The organism is Mesorhizobium sp. M0910, from assembly GCF_040319465.1.
Taxonomy (GTDB): Bacteria; Pseudomonadota; Alphaproteobacteria; order Rhizobiales; family Rhizobiaceae; genus Mesorhizobium.
Window position 1 is genome coordinate 182098 of record NZ_JAMYNZ010000002.1, and the last position, 17775, is coordinate 199872.

Genomic DNA, 17775 nt, shown 5'->3' on the forward strand with positions numbered 1-17775 from the left:
GCTCAGGCCCAGGGTCGCTCAGCAGCATTCTTCTTCTCGAACGAAGCGATGGCGCCGGCCTTCTCCATGGTCAGACCGATATCGTCGAGCCCGTTGAGCAGGCAGTGGCGCTTGAACTCGTCGAGGTCGAACTTGACCACGCCGCCGTCCGGCCCGCGGATTTCCTTGGCCTCGAGATCGATCGACAGCGTCGCGTTGGAACCGCGCGAGGCATCGTCCATCAGCTTCTCCAGGTCTTCCGGGCTGACGGTGATCGGCAGGATGCCGTTCTTGAAGCAGTTGTTGTAGAAAATGTCGGCGAACGAGGTCGAGATGACGCAGCGGATGCCGAAATCGAGCAGCGCCCACGGCGCATGTTCCCGGCTCGAACCGCAGCCGAAATTGTCGCCGGCGACCAGGATCTGCGCCTTACGGTAGGCCGGCTTGTTGAGCACGAAGTCCGGGTTTTCCGAACCGTCGTCCTTGTAGCGCATTTCGGCGAACAAGCCGGTGCCGAGCCCGGTGCGCTTGATCGTCTTGAGATAATCCTTGGGGATGATCATGTCGGTGTCGACATTGACGATCGGCATCGGCGCGGCGACGCCGGTGAGCTTGGTGAATTTTTCCATGGTTCTTGCCCGTCTTCTTCTCGTTGCGGGGAATTGCTGGCGCCCGGTTTACACAAAGCCGCGGGCAAATAAAAGGCGGGTGTTTCTGGACTTCCGTCGTCGATCGAAACACAAAACGCTTCAAAACCACCGGCCCATGGTGCACTTTTATCGACATGACAACGCGATCCACGATCCTTTACGCCAGCGAACCGGGCCTCGGCATCGCCGAGTTCCGCCGCGTGCTGGTGGAATCCGGCCTCGGCGAGACACGGCCCGTCGATGACAACACTCGATTGAAGGCGATGTTGTCAGCGGCCAATTTGGTGCTCACCGCGCGTCTCGATACAGAAGGCAAGCCGCTGGTCGGTGTCGCTCGCGGCATCACCGACTTTTCCTGGGTCTGCTATATCTCCGAGCTCGCTGTTTCTGCATCGGCGCAAGGGCTGGGTATCGGCAAGGGTCTGATGGATGAGGCACGCCGGCAACTCGGACCGTCCGTCGCCATCAGCCTGATCTCCATGCCCGACGCCGTCGGCTTCTATGAGCGTATCGGCATGGAGCGCATGCCCAACGCATTCTGGTTCGGCCGCAAGCGCTGAAATCCACTTTCAGCGACCTCAACCTGCGCAGCCTCGGCCAAGGTTCTGCCTCTTGACATGCAACCAGATGGTTGCATATTAGAGTCATGAGCATGGATGCCGTCTTTCGCGCCTTGGCCGACCCGACACGTCGGCGATTACTGGACAGCCTTCATGCAAGGAACGGGCAGACGCTGAACGCGCTGTGCGGTGAGATGGACATGACGCGCCAGGCGGTGACCAAGCATCTGGCGATCCTGGAAGAAGCAAACCTCGTCACCACCATCCGCAAGGGACGCGAGAAGCAACATTATCTGAATCCGGTTCCCATCAACGAGATCGCCGAACGCTGGATCGGCAAATTCGAGCGGGGGCGACTGGGCGCCCTCAGCGATTTGAAGAAACGCCTCGAAAGGGAAGACTGATGAGCAACATTTTCGTTTATGTCACCTACATCCGCACCTCGCCCGAAAAACTCTGGCAAGCGCTGACCGAGCCGGAGTTCCAGCGGCAATATTTCCTCGGCGCCCAGATGCTAAGCGACTGGAAACAAGGTTCGGCGTGGAAGATGGTTTACACCGACGGCCGCGTCACCGACAGCGGCGAGGTCCTCGAGATCGATCCACCCAAGCGCATCGTGCTCAAATGGCGCAACGAGTTCATGCCCGAAGTCAAGGCGGACGGCTACACACGCTGCACCTTCGCCATCGAGCAGGAGGGCGAGATGGTGAAGCTCGCCATCACACACGAGGCCGATGGACCGCACAAGCTGCTTGGCCATGTGGCGAACGGCTGGCCGCTCATCCTGTCCAGCCTGAAGAGCCTGCTCGAAACCGGCAAAGGCCTGTCCCGCCCCGCGTCGAAGGCTTGAGGTTGTTTCGATAGCGAAACGTTTCTGGAGACAGGCGATGTACAGTTCCGCGGTGCACAGCATGACGAATGGCAAGACCGTTATGGCGAGCGCCGATGTTTGCGCGCCGCCCGAGCGGATCTTTGACGCGCTCGTTACACGTGAGGTCGAGCGCTGGTGGGGGTCCGCCGCGACCTACCGGATGACCGGATGGACGGCCGACCTCCACGTCGGCGGCCGCTGGAGCGTCACCGTCGAGACGGCGGCCGGCAGACACCTGCCCGCCAGCGGCGAATTCCTGGAGATCGAAGAGCCGCGCGGGATCGTGCAGACGCGGAGATACGGCTGGGACCATCCGACGCTTGGCCGCCGCGAAACCAAAGTCGCCTGGCTGCTGGAGCCGATCGCCGGCGGCACACGCGTCACCATCTGCCATGGCGGCTTCGCCGGCCTCGCTGCTGCCGCGACGAAGCATGCCGAAGGCTGGGCCCAGGTGCTGGGCTGGCTTCAGGCGTATCTTGGTACGGACGGCTTAGTGGCGGCTTAATCCACCAAGCAACGGTAGCATCCCTTCGGGCTAGCGTTAAATTACATTCAATTCCCGAAACGGCCGCCCATCGGCGATCCGGCTATACCCGAACGCCGAGCAATCCACCGTGCGATAGCCGCCATGCACGATCAGTTCGGCCAGCGCCTTGCCGACCGCTGGAGCCTGCTGCAAGCCGTGACCGGAAAACCCGTTGGCGAAGAGGAAATTACCGACCTCGGGATGCGGGCCGATCACCGCATTCTGGTCGAGCGTGTTGTAGTCGTAATGGCCGACCCAGGCGCGCGTCGGCTTAATCGCCTCGAAGGCTGGAATGCGGGTCGCCAGCACCGGCCAGATCACCTCTTCGAACAGCGGCCAGTCGGGGTCGAAGTCGGCGGGGTCGGCCGGTCCTTCGCCCTCTTCCGGCTCGGCGCCGCCGGTGATGTAGACCGAGCCCTCCGGCCGGACATAGATGCCGCTCGGGTCGACCAGCAGCGGCATGTCGTCATATTTCTCGCGCGCCTCGAAGACGAAGACGTTGCGCTTGCGCGGCTCCACCGGCAGCGCCAGCCCGGCCATTGCCGCCACCTTGCCGGCATTCGGCCCGGCGGCGTTGACGACGGTGCCGGCCTCGAGCCGCTCGCCATTGTCCAGAAATACACCAGTGACGCGGCCGCCTAGCCGCTCGATACCCGTCACCGACGCCGTGATAAAGTCGATGTTCTTCGTGCGCAGTGCCTTGCGGAACAGCATCAGCATCGCATGCGCGTCGAACCAGCCTTCGCCGCTGCGGCCATAGGCGCCGGCGGAAATGCCCTCGACCGACAGCCACGGAAAGCGGCGGACGAGCGCCTCCGCATCCTCGAGCAGGATGTCGGCGCCCTCGGCCATCTGCGCTTCGTGGTTGGCCCGCAGGATAGGCAGCCCGTTTTCGCCGGCAAGGATGAGATAACCGCCTTCGCGAAAGCCGATATCGGCATCCGCGCCAAACTCTTCCCTGAGCCGCCGGAACAGTTTCAGCGTGAACTGCGACAGACGGATGTTTTCCGGGATCGAAAACTGCTGGCGGATGGAGGCGCAGGACAGTGTGGTCGCCGCATGAGAAAATTGCGGGTCGCGCTCGACAAGTGCAATCGAGCCCGAAAACCCTTCCTCGCGCAGATAATAGGCGACCGAGGAGCCGACGATGGCTCCGCCGATGATGACGATGTCATAATGCACCTTTTGGCCCTTCCGATCTGAACCGCCGAGTCACGCCGCCGGCAGGATGATCTCGAAGCGCGTGCCGCTCGCTGAGTCAACCAGCCGGATCGTGCCATCATGCGCTTTCAGGAGGGCCAGCACGATGCCGAGGCCCATACCGGTGCCGCCTGAATCGCGGCGCGTGGTGAAAAACGGCTCGAAGATGCGAGCCTGGTTGCTGGGCGAAATGCCGGCGCCGTCGTCGCTCACCTGGATCGTCGCCTTGCCGTCCGCGCTCGCCGCCGCAACGGAAACGAGCGTTGCGCCATGCCGCGCCGAATTGTCGATGAGATTGGCCAGCACGATTGCCGCGTTCTCGGCCGAGATGCGCAGGCCGATATCGCTGCCGGCCTCGAGGCGCATCGCCAGCCTGTCCTCGGCCGGCAGCAGCGCCAGCGCAGCACCGAGCGACGTGCTTTCGCCGCTCGGCTCGAGATTTTCGGCGCGCGCCAGGTCGAGCAGGCGGCGCACCAGAAGGTTGAGCCGGCCGGCATCGGTGACGATATTGTCCGAAAACCGCCGCCGCTCGGCCTCGTCCATCGCGCTGCCCGAATCGCGCAGCAGTTCGGCGGCCCCCTGGATCGCCGTCAGCGGCGATTTGAGCTCGTGCGAGACGTGGGTGGCAAAGGTCTGGATGCCGTCGGAGCGTGCGTGCAGCTTTTCGGCCATGTCGAGGAAAGCAGCAGAGAGTTCACCCATTTCGCGCGTGCCGTGGTGATCGAGCGGCCTGATCGCCGCGCGGTCGCCGGCGGCGATGCGTTTCGTGCGTTCCATCAGCGCATAGATCGGACGGCTGACGGCGCGCAGGAAGACCAGCCCGATCAGCAGCGCGCCGCCGAGGATGGCGATTGCCGCCAGCGCCACCTTGCCGCGCTCGCCATAGAGATGCTTGACGATGTTGTTCGGCGTCCGCGACAGATAGACGACGCCGGCGACCTTGCCGGAGACCGCAACCGGCATGGCCACGAAGACGCGAACCTTGGTGCCGCGGCTGACCGAATAGAGCGGCGGCGACGGCTGGTCGGGAACCCGCAGCCTGAGCGCGCTGGCGTAGCGGCCGGCAAGCGCTGCGCGAACCTCTTCGACAGCCGCGAGCGACAGGCCGGCCTCCTCACGGCCGGCGATGACCACGCCTCTGGGATCGAGCAGCCGGAAGCCGGCGAGCGTGGTCTTCTGCGTCTCGGCAAGAATGCCCGACAGGCGTGCGCCGATTGCCGCGAAGGCGGGATCGGCGCTGGCCGCGGTGGCCGCGGGCCGGGTCGGCAGGATCCCGTCGGACGCAAGATCGAGGCCCGGTTCGATCGGCTGGTAGGGAGAGGCCCGATCGCTGGTGTTGGGTGAAGGCACGGGTGCGCCTAGCTTTTCCGGGGCAAGGCCGGCCTCGCGAACCTCTTGCGCATAGATCGCGCCAAGGGCGGCGCCTTGGGCGATCAGCTCGGCCTCGGTCTGCCTGATCAGCTGGTTCTCGTAGAGCCGGAAGAAAAACAGGCCGGCCAGCGGCAGCGCCATCACCATGATCAGGATGGCGATGACGACCGTGGCGAGGCGAGGCCGCCATTTGCTGCCAATCAGTTCTTGGGCGCTCACGCGCCGCATCCGCCCAGCCGAAAACCGACGCCGTGCACGGTCTCGATCGCGTCGACGCAGCCGACGGCCGCCAGCTTGGCGCGGATATTGCGGATATGGCTGTCGACGGTGCGGTCTGCGACATGGATATTGGCCGCATAGGCGTTGGCCATCACCATGTCGCGGCCAAGCACATGCGCCGGCCGCGCCAAAAAGCCTTTCAGAATCGCGAATTCGATCGACGTCAGCGCCAGCGGCTTGCCGTCGAAGCTGGCTGTATGGCTTGCCGGAACCAGCAACAGTCTGCCATGCGAGAATTGCCGGTCGTCGGCTGGTTCCGGCGTGGGCCGGGAGCGGCGCAGGATGACGTTGACGCGGGCGACCAGCTCGCGCGGGCTGAACGGCTTGGTGACATAATCATCGCCGCCCATCTCCAGCCCGAGCACGCGGTCGATCTCTTCATCCCGCGCGGACAGGAACAGCACCGGCAGGTCGGATGTGTGGCGCAGCCGCCGGCACACTTCCAGCCCGCCCATTTCCGGCATGCCGATGTCGAGCACGACGAGATCGGGCGCATGGCGCTCTATCGCCTGCAGGGCAGCCGCGCCGTCCGGCACCGCCAGCGTTTTCATGCCGGCCTTTTCCAGCGCGAAGCAGATGATTTCGCGAATGTGCGGGTCGTCGTCGGCGACCAGTATGTGGTTCGGCATCAAATCAGCGGCCCGGCATGAAGGGTTCGGACATCGGAGGAACCACGAACGGGCCACGCCTGTCGAGGGCGCGGTTGAGCCGCCAGTCACGAAAGCTCCAGCCCCGCCAGTTTTCCTGGCCGGCGCGGAAGCGTGCTTCGTCCTGTGCATACCAGCCGGCGAGTTCGCGGATGGAGGCATCCTCCGCGGAAACCGTCCTGCTCTGGTGCTGGACGAAGCGATCGAGCGCTGGCAAGGCGCCGGGCCCGAGCGAGCGCAGGTACCAGACGTCGAGCTGGGTGCCTTGGCCGGTCATTTCGAAGCAATGGTCGACATTGTAGTTGGCGATCAGCGCGGCAAAGTTGATGAACGAGCAGGCATAGAGCGTCGCCGATAGCGTCAGAAGATTGGCGGCAAACAGCCATTCGTTGGACTTTTCGCGCGCGATGCGGGCTATGATCAGGACAAGGCCCGCCGCCACCAGCCCCATCCAGACGAACGCAGCGACACGCCAATAGGTCAGCGCATAGATACCGACATAGAGATCGAGCCGCAGGATCGACGAGACCACCAGGAGGATGTTCTGCGCCACCCAGGCATAAACCAGCCGGCGGATGAGCGGATCGCCGGAGGTCGCACTTCCCGGCCGCAGCGCCGCCAGCACGAAGCCGGCGGCCAGCAGCGCCGTGACGATCAGCGGATAGGCGCCGCGATGCGCGTAGGCGGCATAGGTCAGCCGGTCTGGAAGCGCGATGCCGCCCCACAGATAGGTGGCGTCGAGTGCGCTCTGCACCGCGAACAGGATGTTGAAGACGACGAGCGCGCGGAGGATAGCGGCCTTGCCGAAGACGATGTCCTCGATGGTGGTCCTGGTGGCCGGCGTCGCCGGTGCGCTGGCTGGCGACACCCTGCGGCGGCGGAGAAAGCGCGGCAGGCGCGGCTGCAGAAATGCCCAGACGCAGGCAAGCACGAACAGCCAGAAGGCGAGACGTGGCAGCTGGACGAGGTCGAGCAGTGCCATCAGGTCGATCAGCGAGAACCAATATTCAATGACCGGATTGGCGGCGCCGAACAGCGCGAGGAACACTGCGCCGAGGCCCAGCGGCATGACCCAGACGGCGATCGCCGCAAGGCGCACGCGCCGCCGGCCAAGCCGCCGCGCCGCCGTGCGCCAGCGGAAGAAATCAAGGACGAGCCGAAATGGCGTTGCAAGCAGGAACAGCGAGAGTTGGCCGGCAATACGGGCAAGGCCGCGCCGCAACCGTCCGGCCAGTGAAAGCGCGAAGATGGCCAGCCCCGCCAGCGCGATCGAGACGGACAGTGCGCTGACATTTTCCACAAGCGGCAGCAGCGCCATGAGCAGCGCAACCGGCTTGAACCAGAATTTGCCATCGTTGAAGGAGCCGAGAGGATGGAGAGCCATGCTCGCCGCGGCAATCGCAACGCCGAACAGGAAAAGCGTGATGCCCGCCGGTTGGCCATAGAAGAAAAAATCGGCCAGCGCGACGAGCAGGACGGCAACGCCGAAGCGGTTGCAATAGCTCGGCGCCGCCGGGAGGAATACTATCATGATCGGGCTTTCTCGGCGGCTTTGATGCGGCCGGTGGGCGGGGATTTCCGGACGAAAGGGAGGAGGTTTACCGAAGTCCGGGGCGGATCGACGAGCCACCAGCTTTCGCGGCGAAGCCGGTACGGCAGGGACCAACGGGAGTTCGTTTGCTCTTGCATGCCGCCCTTGTCGCATCCGGTCGGGTGGCAAGCGGGGCGGAGACGAGGAGATTTTCCGAAGTTGCGTGCAGTTTTTATGCACGGCTTGCCTCGGCCGGCTGCAGACGGCATAGATCGGAGATGACCACCGAAAGCTACCGCCCGCGCCGCTCGGTGCTTTACGTCCCGGCTTCGAACGACAAGGCGCTGGCCAAGATCCAATCGCTGGCCTGCGATACCGTCGTCATCGATCTCGAGGACGCCGTCGCCCCGGCCGACAAGCCTTCCGCGCGCGAAAAGCTGGTGGCGATTTTCGCCGGCCATTCCAACCGGCGCTGCGAGATGGTCGTGCGCATCAACGCGCTGTCGAGCGAGTGGGGCGGCGCCGACCTGCTGGCCGCGGCAAAATGCTCGCCCGACGCCATCCTGCTGCCCAAGGTCGACACGCCGCGCGACATTCTCGAGGCCGGCGACGTGCTCGACGACAATTTTATCGCCGACGAAGTCAAGCTATGGGCGATGATCGAGACGCCCAGGGCGCTGCTCAATATCGGGCCGATCGCTGAGCTCGGCCGCGACCCGGCCTCTCGACTGGTTTGTTTCGTTGCCGGAACGAACGACCTGGTCAAGGACACCGGCATTCTCGCCACGCCCGATCGGCGCTATCTCGTTCCATGGCTGATGCAGATGGTGCTCGCCGCGCGCGCCGGCGGCCTCGACCTGCTCGATGGTGTCTTCAATGATTTTCGCGATATGGACGGGTTTGCGCGCGAGTGCACGGAAGCGGCCGCCATGGGTTTTGACGGCAAGTCGCTGATCCATCCGGCTCAGATCGAAGCCGCGAACCGCGCCTTTGCACCGTCGCCCGAAGCAATAGCCGAAGCGCGCGCGGTCAAGGATGCCTTCGCGCTCGCCCAAAATACCGGTAGGGCGGTAGTTGCGCTGAACGGCAAGATGGTCGAGCGGCTGCATCTGGCGCAGGCCGAAAAACTGCTGGCGAAGGCCGCCGCTGTTCGCGCATGACTAACGCAACTGACGACAGGATTGAAGAATGAAACTCTACCGTTTTCTGTCCGGTCCGGACGATTCCAGCTTCTGCCACAAGGTGACGGCGGCGTTGAACAAGGGCTGGCACCTGTTCGGCTCGCCGACCTATGCCTATGACCAGGAAGCCAAGACCATGCGCTGCGGCCAGGCCGTGGTGAAGGACATCGAGGGCCAGGAATACGGCCCCGACACCAAGCTCAGCGATTGGTAGGGAGGTTCGCTGAAGCGCTCGTCCTTCGTCATCCTAGGGCGTAGCAGTCGCGAAGCGACGTCGCGGAGTACCCTAGGATCCATGCCGTTACCTCTGCCGAAGGGCACGGCGGATCAGGATTAGTCTAGTGTGATCTACCACCGATCGGGATAGCCCCGTTACCCAGAACGGGATGATGAGCGTTCGGTTCTGCACCGCCGGCGCACTGCATCACTATCACGGCATGGATCCTGGGGTCTGCGCCGCGTCGCTTCGCTCCTTGCTCCGCCCCAGGATGACGAGGAGCGGGGTCGCTCACTCCGCTGCCTCTTCGATCTTCTCCATATCGTCGTCCGACAGGCCGAAATGGTGGCCGATCTCGTGGATCAGCACATGGGTGACGATGTCGCCCAGCGTTTCCTCGTTCTCGGCCCAGTAGTCGAGGATGGCGCGACGATAGAGGGTGATGCGGTTCGGCCCCTCGCCGGTCTGCGGATTCCAGCGCTCGGCGATGCCGCGCCCCTCGAACAGGCCGAGCAGGTCGAAGGGCGTTTCCAGCGAAAGGTCGTCCATGATCTCGTCGGTCGGGAATTCGGCGATCTGAATGACGATCTCGCCGGTCAACTTGCGAAAGTCCTCCGGCAGATGGGCATAGGCCTCCAGCGCCAGGAGCTCGATTTCCTCCATCGTTGGCGAAAGCTGGTCGTGCCAGATGCGTGTTTGGTAGATGCGAGCCATGCTTTGTCCTTTGATCCCGGCATATAGGCTTTCAGGCCGAACTCGGCAAATGGTCGGGCTGCCGCCTTTGCCCCAGGATCATAAGCAGGAATAAATTCAGCGTGTCGTAATTCGCGTACGCACTGAGGAGGTGGTACCGTGCTGAACAAATTTCGAGCCGATGAGTCGACGGAAATGGTGGAAGGCGCGTCCTAGAGTTCCGCGACACCTTTCTTGCCCCTCGGGAAGGTTTGGTGGTCGTGATTGAGGTCTACCTAGACGAATCTGGCACTGACCATGACTCGCAAATTCTTTCCGTATCCGCCGTTTGGGCTTCAAAAGAAGACTGGCAGATCTGGACCCTCGAGTGGATCGTGGCGAAGGCGCCGATAAAAATTCACCACTCGGTCGATTGCCATAACAGGCATGGGGAGTACGAAGGGTGGACCCGTGAAGAGCGAGATAGACACGTCAAGCGCATCCTGCCGGTAGTCAAAAACCACTACATTCGGGGCATTATCGCCGCCGTCGACAGGCGGAAACTGAGCGAGGTCTTGGCTCACAAACATAGCTTAGCCATCAAGCCGGAAGACATGGTACGCGGCTGGTACTACATCTGCCTGCAATGGGCCCTTCGCAGCACGTGGGAGAAACTCGCATCGGAAGGCCACGATAACATCGCATTCGTCCATGAAGCCAACCAGTACAGCGCGGCGGCGACTGAGGCGTTCCAGCAAGTCCAGCGGCATTTTCCGGGAAAATCGGCGACTTTCAATTTCGGCTCAAAAACTAGGCACCCACCGCTTCAATGCGCAGACGTATTGGCATATGAGGGGAACCATCAAATGAGGAATTTTCGCGGTCCCCTACGAAAAACCCTCCAAGCTATCGACCCTAGCTTCAGCCGCTTTAGCTTTCGCAAATATGACGATGAAGAAGTCGATCAAATCGCCGACTTTACCGCCCAATATTTGAGACGCGTCGCTTCAGAATTGGCTTCAGGCTAGAGTCAAAAGCCGCCCCCTTTTTATCAACCCCAGGCTCCCGAGCGGTTTCCTTGAAAAGCTCGGATTGCTCTTTCTGGGAATAAATTCCCCATGACTCCGCTTGACTCTTCGGGCGGCCTCTGGAATCTATAGGAACATAACGGGAACAATTGTGAGTGGAAGCTGACCGTCATGGCGACAAGCGCCGTGGCGCGGGAGACTGTTTTTGCCCTGCGCCGCCAGATCGCGAAGATCGAAGGGACCTTGCCCGAGCGCCTGGAGGCGCCGGCCAGTTCGTCGTTTGACGCGGATGTCCCTCGTCAGAGTCTGACACCCTCTCGGCATCCGACACCCGCTCGGAATCTGACCATTGTCCGGCGCGGCCTCGCCGTGGCGCCGCCCGATGCGTTTTTGCGCACCGGCGCCGAGCGCCTCGATGCTGCGCTGAGCGGCGGCCTGCCGAAGGCGGCGGTGAGCGAGTTTCATGGCGCCGCGACCCGCGATGCCGGGGTCGTTGCCGGTTTTGCCTTGTCGCTCGTCAGCCTGATCCTAAGCCAGGGGCCGCGATTGCCGGTGCTGTGGATCGGCACATCAGAGGTTTTCCGCGAGGCCGGCTTTCCCTATGCCAGGGGGCTTCACGCCTTCTTCGGCATCGAGCCGGAGCAATTGCTGTTTTCCGAGGCGCCAAGGCTGCTCGATGCGCTGTGGATCGCCGAGGAGGCTGCCCGGATGACGGCGCTGGCCGCCGTCATCCTCGAAATCCGCGGCAGCCCGCAGCGGCTTGACCTCACCGCGACGCGGCGGCTGCACGCCCGCGCGCAGAGTGCGGGCCGGCCGCTGTTCCTGCTGCGCCAGGCCGGCGAGCCCGAACCGACGGCAGCGCCCGTCCGCCTCATCCTGTCGGCGGCACCGGCGGCAACGCGTAAGACGCTTGCCGGGCCGCTCGCCGGCTCGATCGGCCGGCCCGCCTTCACCGTCGCCATCGGCAAGAGCCGCACGGCCTTGCCCGGAAAATTCACACTGGAGTGGAACCCCGATGAACGCATATTCGAAGAAAGACGGGGCGAGCAAGGAAGGTCTCAGGAATGGGCCCCAGAACGGCCAAAGAATCCTATCCCTGTGGTTTCCGCATCTCGCCGCCGAGAGAATCCTGCGGCAGCGTCTGGGGCGGTCCTGGCGTTCCCGGCCGTCGGATCACCTGCCGCTGGTGATCAGTCACCGCGACCGGAACGCCCAGCGCATCGCCGCCCTCGACGAGCGGGCCGAGGCGCTTAATCTGAAGCGCGGCATGGGCATAGCCGACGCACGCGCCATGCATCCCTCGATCGACATCGTGGAGGCCGATCCGGAGGCCGACCGGCGCCTGCTCGAAGGCCTCGCCGACTGGTGCGACCGCTATACCCCGCTGGTGGCGCTTGACGGGACCGACGGCCTCTATCTCGACGTCACCGGCTGCACCCATCTTTTCGGCGGCGAACGCTCGATGCTGGACGATATCCTGTCGCGTTTTTTCCATCAGGGCTTCGATGTCCGCGCCGGGCTTGCCGCCACGCCTGGGGCTGCCTGGGCGGCGGCGCGGTTTGCTGGCGACCGCATCGTGCCCGATGGTAAGGAGGAAGCGCTTCTCGCGCCCTTGCCGCTGGCGGCGCTGCGCATCGACCCGGAGGTACGCGCCAGCCTCGAAAGCGTCGGCCTGCGCACGGCGGGCGCCGTCATGGCGGCACCGCGCGCGCCGCTGGCCCGCCGCTTCGGCGCATCGCTGCTCTTGCGTCTCGACCAGGCGCTTGGCCGCCTCGAGGAGGCCGTGTCGCCGCGCCTGCCGGTCGCACCGCTTTCGGTCGAGCGTCACCTTGCCGAGCCGATCATGCTGACCGAGGACATCGAGCGGCTGACCGGCATGCTGGCGACCACCTTGAAGAGCGACCTCGAGCGTCGCGGCGAGGGCGCAAGGCGGCTGGCGCTGCTGCTTTTCCGCGTCGATGGCGGCGTCAGCCGCATCGCCGTCGGCACCTCGCGGCCTCTGCGCGAGCCGCGGCTGATCCAGAAATTGTTCCACGAAAGGCTTGCCGCGCTCGAACAGGATATCGACGCCGGCTATGGCTTCGATCTCGTGCGCCTTTCGGTGCTGACCGCCGCCGCCTTCGACATGCAGCAGGCCGACCTTGCCGGCGAGACGAGCGACGACGGTGCCGATATCGCGCTTTTTGCCGACCGCATCCGCGCCCGGCTCGGCGAAGGTGCGGTCTTGAAACCGGTCGCCGTCGAGAGCCATCTGCCGGAGCGCGCCGTCGCCACCCTTCCCTTCGCGGAAGTGCCGCAGAGAACCTCGCCGCCGAAGCAGCCGGACAAGGCGAAGGACGCTCCCACGACCGTCTTCCAGCCGGAACGGCCGATCCGGCTTTTCCGTGCGCCCGAGCCGATCGAGGTGCCGGCCACCGAAATGCCGGAAGGCCCGCCTTTGAACTTCCGCTGGCGGCGCGCGCTCTACCGGGTCGCGCGCGCCGAAGGGCCGGAGCGCATCGCGCCGGAATGGTGGCGAGGGGCGGCGGGACGAGAAGATGCCCCGACCCGGGATTATTTCCGCATCGAGGATGCCGACGGCCGCCGTTACTGGCTCTATCGCCAGGGCCTTTACGGCGCCTCTCAAGTCCCGCCGCGCTGGTTCATGCATGGGATCTTCGCATGAATGCGCTGACGGCCATCCCCTATGCCGAATTCGGCATTCAGTCGAACTTCTCGTTCCTGCGCGGTGCCTCGAAACCGGAGGAGCTGGTGGTCGCGGCAAAATTCCTGGGGTTTTCGGCGATCGGTCTCGCCGACCGAAACACGGTGGCGGGCGTGGTGCGCGCCTGGCAGCAGGCCAAGGTTGAGGGTGTTTCCTATCATCCCGGCTGCCGCCTGGTTTTTTGCGACGGCACGCCGGACATCCTCGCCTACCCGCAGGACCGCAAGGGCTGGGGTCATCTGTGCCGCATGCTGACGCAGGCCAATCTGCGCGACGAGAACGAAAAGGGCGCAGCGCTTCTCAAACAGAGCGATCTTCTCGAATGGGGCGATCTCCTGTCGCTGGCCATACTGCCGGATCTGTCGGCGGACGCGGAAGCTGGCCTCGAACTGATTAGCCGGCTCAGGGATCGCTTCGGCGAAAACCTGAGGCTGGCGGTTTCGCCGGATTACCGCGGTAACGACCGCTTCCGTATCGAGCAGGCGGCGGCGATGGCCGAGCTGGCCGGCATCCCGCTGATGGCCACCAACGACGTGCTCTACCATACGTCGGAACGGCGCCCGCTGCAGGACGTGCTGACGGCGATCCGCCTCAATGTGCCCGTCGCCGAGGTGGGGCTGGAGCTGGCGGCCAATGCCGAGCGTCACTTAAAGCCGCCGCTGGAGATGGCACGGCTTTTCCGCAGGCATCCGCAAGCGCTGGCGGAAACGCTGCGTTTTGCCGGCGAGCTGACCTTCTCGCTCAGTGATCTGCAATACAACTATCCCGACGAGCCGACGGAATCGGGCCTCGGGCCGCAGGCCGAGCTGGAAAGGCTGGCCAAGGAGGGGGCCGCCATCCGCTACCCCTCGGGCGTGCCCGCTTTTGTGACGCAACGCATCGAGGAGGAGCTCGCCCTGATCGAGCGCCTGAACTACGCGCGCTATTTCCTGACTGTCCACGACATCGTCAAATTCGCCCGCAGCCAGAACATTCTCTGCCAGGGGCGCGGCTCCGCCGCCAACTCGATCGTCTGCTTCTGCATCGGCATCACCGAAGTTGGCCCGGACAAGATCGACACGCTTTTCGAGCGCTTCATTTCCGAGGAAAGAAACGAACCGCCCGACATCGACGTCGATTTCGAGCATGAAAAGCGCGAGGAGGTCATCCAGTACATCTATTCCAAATACAGTACCAAGCGCACCGCGCTGGCCGCTGCCGTCGTCAGCTACCGGGGCCGCTCGGCGATGCGCGAAGTGGCCAAGGCGATGGGCCTGTCGGACGACGTCCGCAGCGCGCTGTCCAGTTCGATCTGGGGCTGGTCGACCTCGGAACTCGGCGAAAAGGAGACAAAAGCCGGCGGCCTCGATCAGACCGATCCATCGACAAGGCACGTGATCGAATGCGCCAACGAGATCATGGGCTTTCCCCGTCATTTGTCGCAGCATGTCGGCGGTTTTGTCATCACCAGGGACCGGCTCGACGAGATCGTGCCCATCGTCAAGACGGCGATGGACGAGCGCAAGATGGTCGAGTGGGACAAGGACGACCTCGACGCGGTGAAAATCCTTAAAGTGGACGTGCTGGCGCTCGGCATGCTGACCTGCCTGCAGCGCGCCTTCACCCTGCTCCGGGATCATTATCCGGAGGCGCGGGACGATTACGGCCAACCCTATGTGCTGGCCACTCTGCCTGCCGAGGACAAGCGTGTCTACGACATGATCTGCCGCGCCGACACGATCGGCGTCTTCCAGATCGAATCCCGCGCGCAGATGTCGATGCTGCCGCGGCTGCGGCCGAAAAACTTTTACGATCTCGTCATCGAGGTGGCGATCGTGCGGCCCGGCCCGATCCAGGGCGACATGGTCCATCCCTATCTGCGCCGCCGGCAAGGCAAGGAAAAACCCGAATACCCCAAGCCGGAACTGGAAAAAATCCTCGGCAGGACGCTGGGCGTGCCGTTGTTCCAGGAGCAGGCGATGAAGATCGCCATCGTCGCCGGCGGCTTCAGGCCGGGCGAGGCCGATGAACTGCGCCGCGCCATGGCGACGTTCAAGCGCACCGGCACGATCGGCAATTACCGCAAGAGAATGGTCGACGGCATGGTCGCCAAGGGCTACGAAAAAGACTTCGCCGAGCGCTGCTTCAAACAGATCGAAGGCTTTGGCGAATACGGCTTTCCCGAAAGCCACGCCGCCTCCTTCGCCCTGCTGGTCTATGCCTCCTGCTGGTTCAAGACCTTCTATCCCGACGTGTTCTGTGCCGCGATCCTCAATTCCCAGCCGATGGGGTTTTACCAGCCGGCTCAGCTTGTCCGCGACGCGCATGACCACGGCGTCGAGATCCGCGACGTCGACGTCAATTTTTCCGGCTGGGATTGCGCCTTGGAGAAATCGCCTTTCGATCCGGATCGTATCCTTGACCGCCATGCCCAGATGCGCGGCGTCATCCGGACCAGCCATGCCGTCCGGCTGGGTTTTCGCCAGGTCAAGGGCCTGTCGAAGGAGCGCATGGAGACCTTTGTGCTGCGACGCGGCGACGGCTACGCATCCGTGCGCGATGTCTGGCTGCGCTCGGGCCTCAACGTCGACGAGATCGAAAAACTGGCACAGGCCGACGCTTTCCGCTCGCTTGGATTGAACCGCCGCGACGCTCTATGGGCGGTCCGCGCGCTCGACGGCAAGAGTGCCGCCGAAAAGCTGCCGCTGTTCGATCAGCCGGCGATCCGCTTGCGCGATCTCGAGCCTGAAACCCGGCTCCCGGCAATGCCGCTCGGCGAGCACGTCGTCCACGACTACCGCTCGCTCGGCCTGTCGCTGAAGGCGCACCCGGTCGCCTTCCTGCGTCAAAGGCTGGATCGGTCCGGCGTCACGCCCAATGCGCGGCTCGGCCAGGTGCGGGACGGCCGCCGCGTTTCGGTCGCCGGCCTCGTGCTGGTGCGGCAGCGGCCGGGCAATGGCAAGGCGATTTTCCTGACGCTGGAAGACGAGAATGCGGTCGCCAATATCATTTTCTGGGAAAGAACCTTCAACCGCTTCCGCCCCATCGTCATGGGCGCGCGTTTCATCCGCGTCACCGGCAAGCTGCAATCGGAATCGGACGTCATCCATATCGTCGCCGAGAAGGTCGAGGATCTGACGCCGTGGCTGTCGGTGCTGCTCGAGGAGGCAAGGCTTGTGGATGAACCTTCGAGCGGCCCCGAGGAGAAGCGGCCCGATAGCATCGCGCAAACGGAACTATTGGGAAAGGCAGAGAAGGTCATGCCCAAAGGGCGCAATTTTCAGTAGAACATGGCTGGCTATTGGCCTCTTCTCTTCGTCAGGCCGTTCCGCCCAGGCGCGGTGGCGTGGGCACGGCATCGTCAATGGTGATCGTACGTGCCTCCGAGGGCAGCATGATCGGAATGCCGTCCCGCACCGGATAGGCAAGCTTTGCCACCCGCGAGATAAGCTCGCCGCGCTCCGGATCCCAGGCAAGCGGCCCCTTGGTCAGCGGGCAGGCCAAGAGTTCCAGCAGCTTGGGATCGACAGTCCTGTTCCCGTCACGTCCATCCGCCATTCGATCCATCCTTTCCACAAGGCGACCGCTTCAGGTTTTTGCGCGTGGCCTCCCCTTCTCCCTTGTGGGAGAAGGAGGGCCAACCTACTGCAAACTCGAACCGAAATCCTCATTGTCGCGCGCCAGCGCCATTTCGGTGATGGCGATCAGGGTCTCGGCGCGTGTCTTCAGATCGGCCGCTTCGAGCAGCGCCTGTTTCTCGGCCGGCCCGTAGGGTGCCATCATCGACAGTGCGTTGACCAGCATGGCGTTTTCGGCGCGGCTGACGCTCTCCCAGTCGGCCTCCAGATCGTTGGCCTGCAGATAGGCGCGAAACGCTTTCAGCAGCGCCGGCCGGTCGATCTCGGCGTCTGCCTGCTCCTCGTCGAGATCGGCGAGAAAAGGTGCCAGCCGGCACTGGCGGAACGGCGTCTTGACCGTGAGTTCCTGAACAATGCGGAACCGGCACACGCCCTGCAGCGAAATCAGGTAACGGCCGTCGCCGCTCTCGGACAGCGCAATGATGCGCCCGGCACAGCCGACATTGCAGAGCTCCGGCTCGCCGTCTGGACGCAGCGCACCGTCGAGGCTGGGCTGGATCATGCCGATCAGCCGCGGCCCGGCGATCGCTTCGTCGACCATCTGCAGATAGCGCGGCTCGAAGATGTTGAGCGGCATACGGCCTCCCGGCAACAGCAATGCGCCCTCAAGCGGAAAGATCGGCATGGTCGACGGTAAGTCCGCAGCGAGCCGGTAATGCGCGTTTCCCGCCTGCACCTCAATCCTCCGATCGCTTTGTCAGGAAGCGCACCAAATCCGTCTCCTCCCGGCCGGCACAAGGCG

General features: G+C 63.9%; 18 protein-coding genes. 10 read left to right on the forward strand and 8 right to left on the reverse strand.

Translation table 11 applies throughout. The annotated features are described in order from the left end of the window. Nucleotides 1-2 precede the first annotated feature (2 nt). Nucleotides 3-608 (reverse strand): 3-isopropylmalate dehydratase small subunit, encoded by a 606-nt coding sequence (leuD, locus tag NKH78_RS04725; RefSeq protein WP_352738391.1) that lies wholly within the window; start codon nucleotides 606-608, stop codon nucleotides 3-5. Between the two features lie 155 nt (nucleotides 609-763). Between leuD and NKH78_RS04730 the strand changes: the two genes are divergently transcribed. From NKH78_RS04730 to NKH78_RS04745, 4 genes are all read left to right on the forward strand, one after another. Further along, nucleotides 764-1189 carry a GNAT family N-acetyltransferase gene (locus tag NKH78_RS04730; RefSeq protein WP_352479709.1) on the forward strand — a complete coding sequence of 142 codons (426 nt, stop codon included), beginning with the start codon at nucleotides 764-766 and terminating at the stop codon, nucleotides 1187-1189. Nucleotides 1190-1281: 92 nt separating this feature from the next. Beyond that, nucleotides 1282-1593, forward strand: coding sequence for an ArsR/SmtB family transcription factor (locus NKH78_RS04735; protein WP_031213186.1), 312 nt, complete (start codon nucleotides 1282-1284; stop codon nucleotides 1591-1593). Further along, a complete protein-coding gene (locus NKH78_RS04740) occupies nucleotides 1593-2039 on the forward strand; it encodes an SRPBCC family protein (RefSeq protein ID WP_352479710.1) in 447 nt (148 codons plus the stop codon). The genes NKH78_RS04735 and NKH78_RS04740 overlap by 1 nt, the downstream gene beginning before the upstream one ends. A gap of 37 nt (nucleotides 2040-2076) precedes the next feature. Next, nucleotides 2077-2565, forward strand: coding sequence for an SRPBCC family protein (locus tag NKH78_RS04745; protein ID WP_352738393.1), 489 nt, complete (start codon nucleotides 2077-2079; stop codon nucleotides 2563-2565). A 36-nt stretch (nucleotides 2566-2601) separates the two neighbouring features. Here the strand turns inward: NKH78_RS04745 and NKH78_RS04750 are convergent, their stop codons facing one another. From NKH78_RS04750 to NKH78_RS04765, 4 genes are all read right to left on the reverse strand, one after another. Continuing rightward, entirely contained in the window at nucleotides 2602-3768 is a 1167-nt protein-coding gene (locus NKH78_RS04750) for an NAD(P)/FAD-dependent oxidoreductase (RefSeq protein ID WP_352738395.1), read from the reverse strand. Nucleotides 3769-3798: 30 nt separating this feature from the next. Beyond that, nucleotides 3799-5298, reverse strand: a complete 1500-nt coding sequence (locus NKH78_RS04755; RefSeq protein WP_502899783.1) for an ATP-binding protein — start codon at nucleotides 5296-5298, stop codon at nucleotides 3799-3801. A 74-nt stretch (nucleotides 5299-5372) separates the two neighbouring features. Next, nucleotides 5373-6065, reverse strand: coding sequence for a response regulator (locus tag NKH78_RS04760; RefSeq protein WP_352882128.1), 693 nt, complete (start codon nucleotides 6063-6065; stop codon nucleotides 5373-5375). Between the two features lie 4 nt (nucleotides 6066-6069). Continuing rightward, on the reverse strand, nucleotides 6070-7614 hold the full coding sequence (locus NKH78_RS04765) for a DUF4153 domain-containing protein (RefSeq protein ID WP_352507374.1): 1545 nt from the start codon (nucleotides 7612-7614) through the stop codon (nucleotides 6070-6072). Nucleotides 7615-7892: 278 nt separating this feature from the next. On the opposite strand from NKH78_RS04765, the gene NKH78_RS04770 reads away from it, so the two are divergent. After that, complete coding sequence (locus NKH78_RS04770; protein ID WP_352507375.1) at nucleotides 7893-8774, forward strand: HpcH/HpaI aldolase/citrate lyase family protein; 882 nt, start codon at nucleotides 7893-7895, stop codon at nucleotides 8772-8774. A gap of 28 nt (nucleotides 8775-8802) precedes the next feature. Next, the gene (locus NKH78_RS04775) at nucleotides 8803-9009 is read left to right on the forward strand and encodes a DUF1737 domain-containing protein (protein WP_352470863.1); all 207 of its coding nucleotides are present in this window, start codon (nucleotides 8803-8805) and stop codon (nucleotides 9007-9009) included. 294 nt (nucleotides 9010-9303) lie between these two features. On the opposite strand, the gene NKH78_RS04780 is transcribed toward NKH78_RS04775, so the two are convergent. Next, entirely contained in the window at nucleotides 9304-9726 is a 423-nt protein-coding gene (locus NKH78_RS04780; RefSeq protein WP_023680515.1) for a metallopeptidase family protein, read from the reverse strand. 233 nt (nucleotides 9727-9959) lie between these two features. Between NKH78_RS04780 and NKH78_RS04785 the strand changes: the two genes are divergently transcribed. From NKH78_RS04785 to NKH78_RS04800, 4 genes are all read left to right on the forward strand, one after another. Next, nucleotides 9960-10712, forward strand: coding sequence for a DUF3800 domain-containing protein (locus tag NKH78_RS04785; protein WP_352507376.1), 753 nt, complete (start codon nucleotides 9960-9962; stop codon nucleotides 10710-10712). Nucleotides 10713-10883: 171 nt separating this feature from the next. Next, a complete protein-coding gene (locus NKH78_RS04790; protein WP_352507377.1) occupies nucleotides 10884-11966 on the forward strand; it encodes an ImuA family protein in 1083 nt (360 codons plus the stop codon). Beyond that, complete coding sequence (locus NKH78_RS04795; protein ID WP_352507378.1) at nucleotides 11899-13377, forward strand: DUF6504 family protein; 1479 nt, start codon at nucleotides 11899-11901, stop codon at nucleotides 13375-13377. Before NKH78_RS04790 ends, NKH78_RS04795 begins: the two co-directional genes overlap by 68 nt. Continuing rightward, nucleotides 13374-16682 carry an error-prone DNA polymerase gene (locus NKH78_RS04800; protein ID WP_352507379.1) on the forward strand — a complete coding sequence of 1103 codons (3309 nt, stop codon included), beginning with the start codon at nucleotides 13374-13376 and terminating at the stop codon, nucleotides 16680-16682. The genes NKH78_RS04795 and NKH78_RS04800 overlap by 4 nt, the downstream gene beginning before the upstream one ends. A gap of 31 nt (nucleotides 16683-16713) precedes the next feature. Here the strand turns inward: NKH78_RS04800 and NKH78_RS04805 are convergent, their stop codons facing one another. After that, nucleotides 16714-16953 carry a Trm112 family protein gene (locus NKH78_RS04805; protein ID WP_352507380.1) on the reverse strand — a complete coding sequence of 80 codons (240 nt, stop codon included), beginning with the start codon at nucleotides 16951-16953 and terminating at the stop codon, nucleotides 16714-16716. 84 nt (nucleotides 16954-17037) lie between these two features. Further along, on the reverse strand, nucleotides 17038-17709 hold the full coding sequence (locus NKH78_RS04810) for an LON peptidase substrate-binding domain-containing protein (protein ID WP_023675985.1): 672 nt from the start codon (nucleotides 17707-17709) through the stop codon (nucleotides 17038-17040). Nucleotides 17710-17775: the final 66 nt, after the last annotated feature.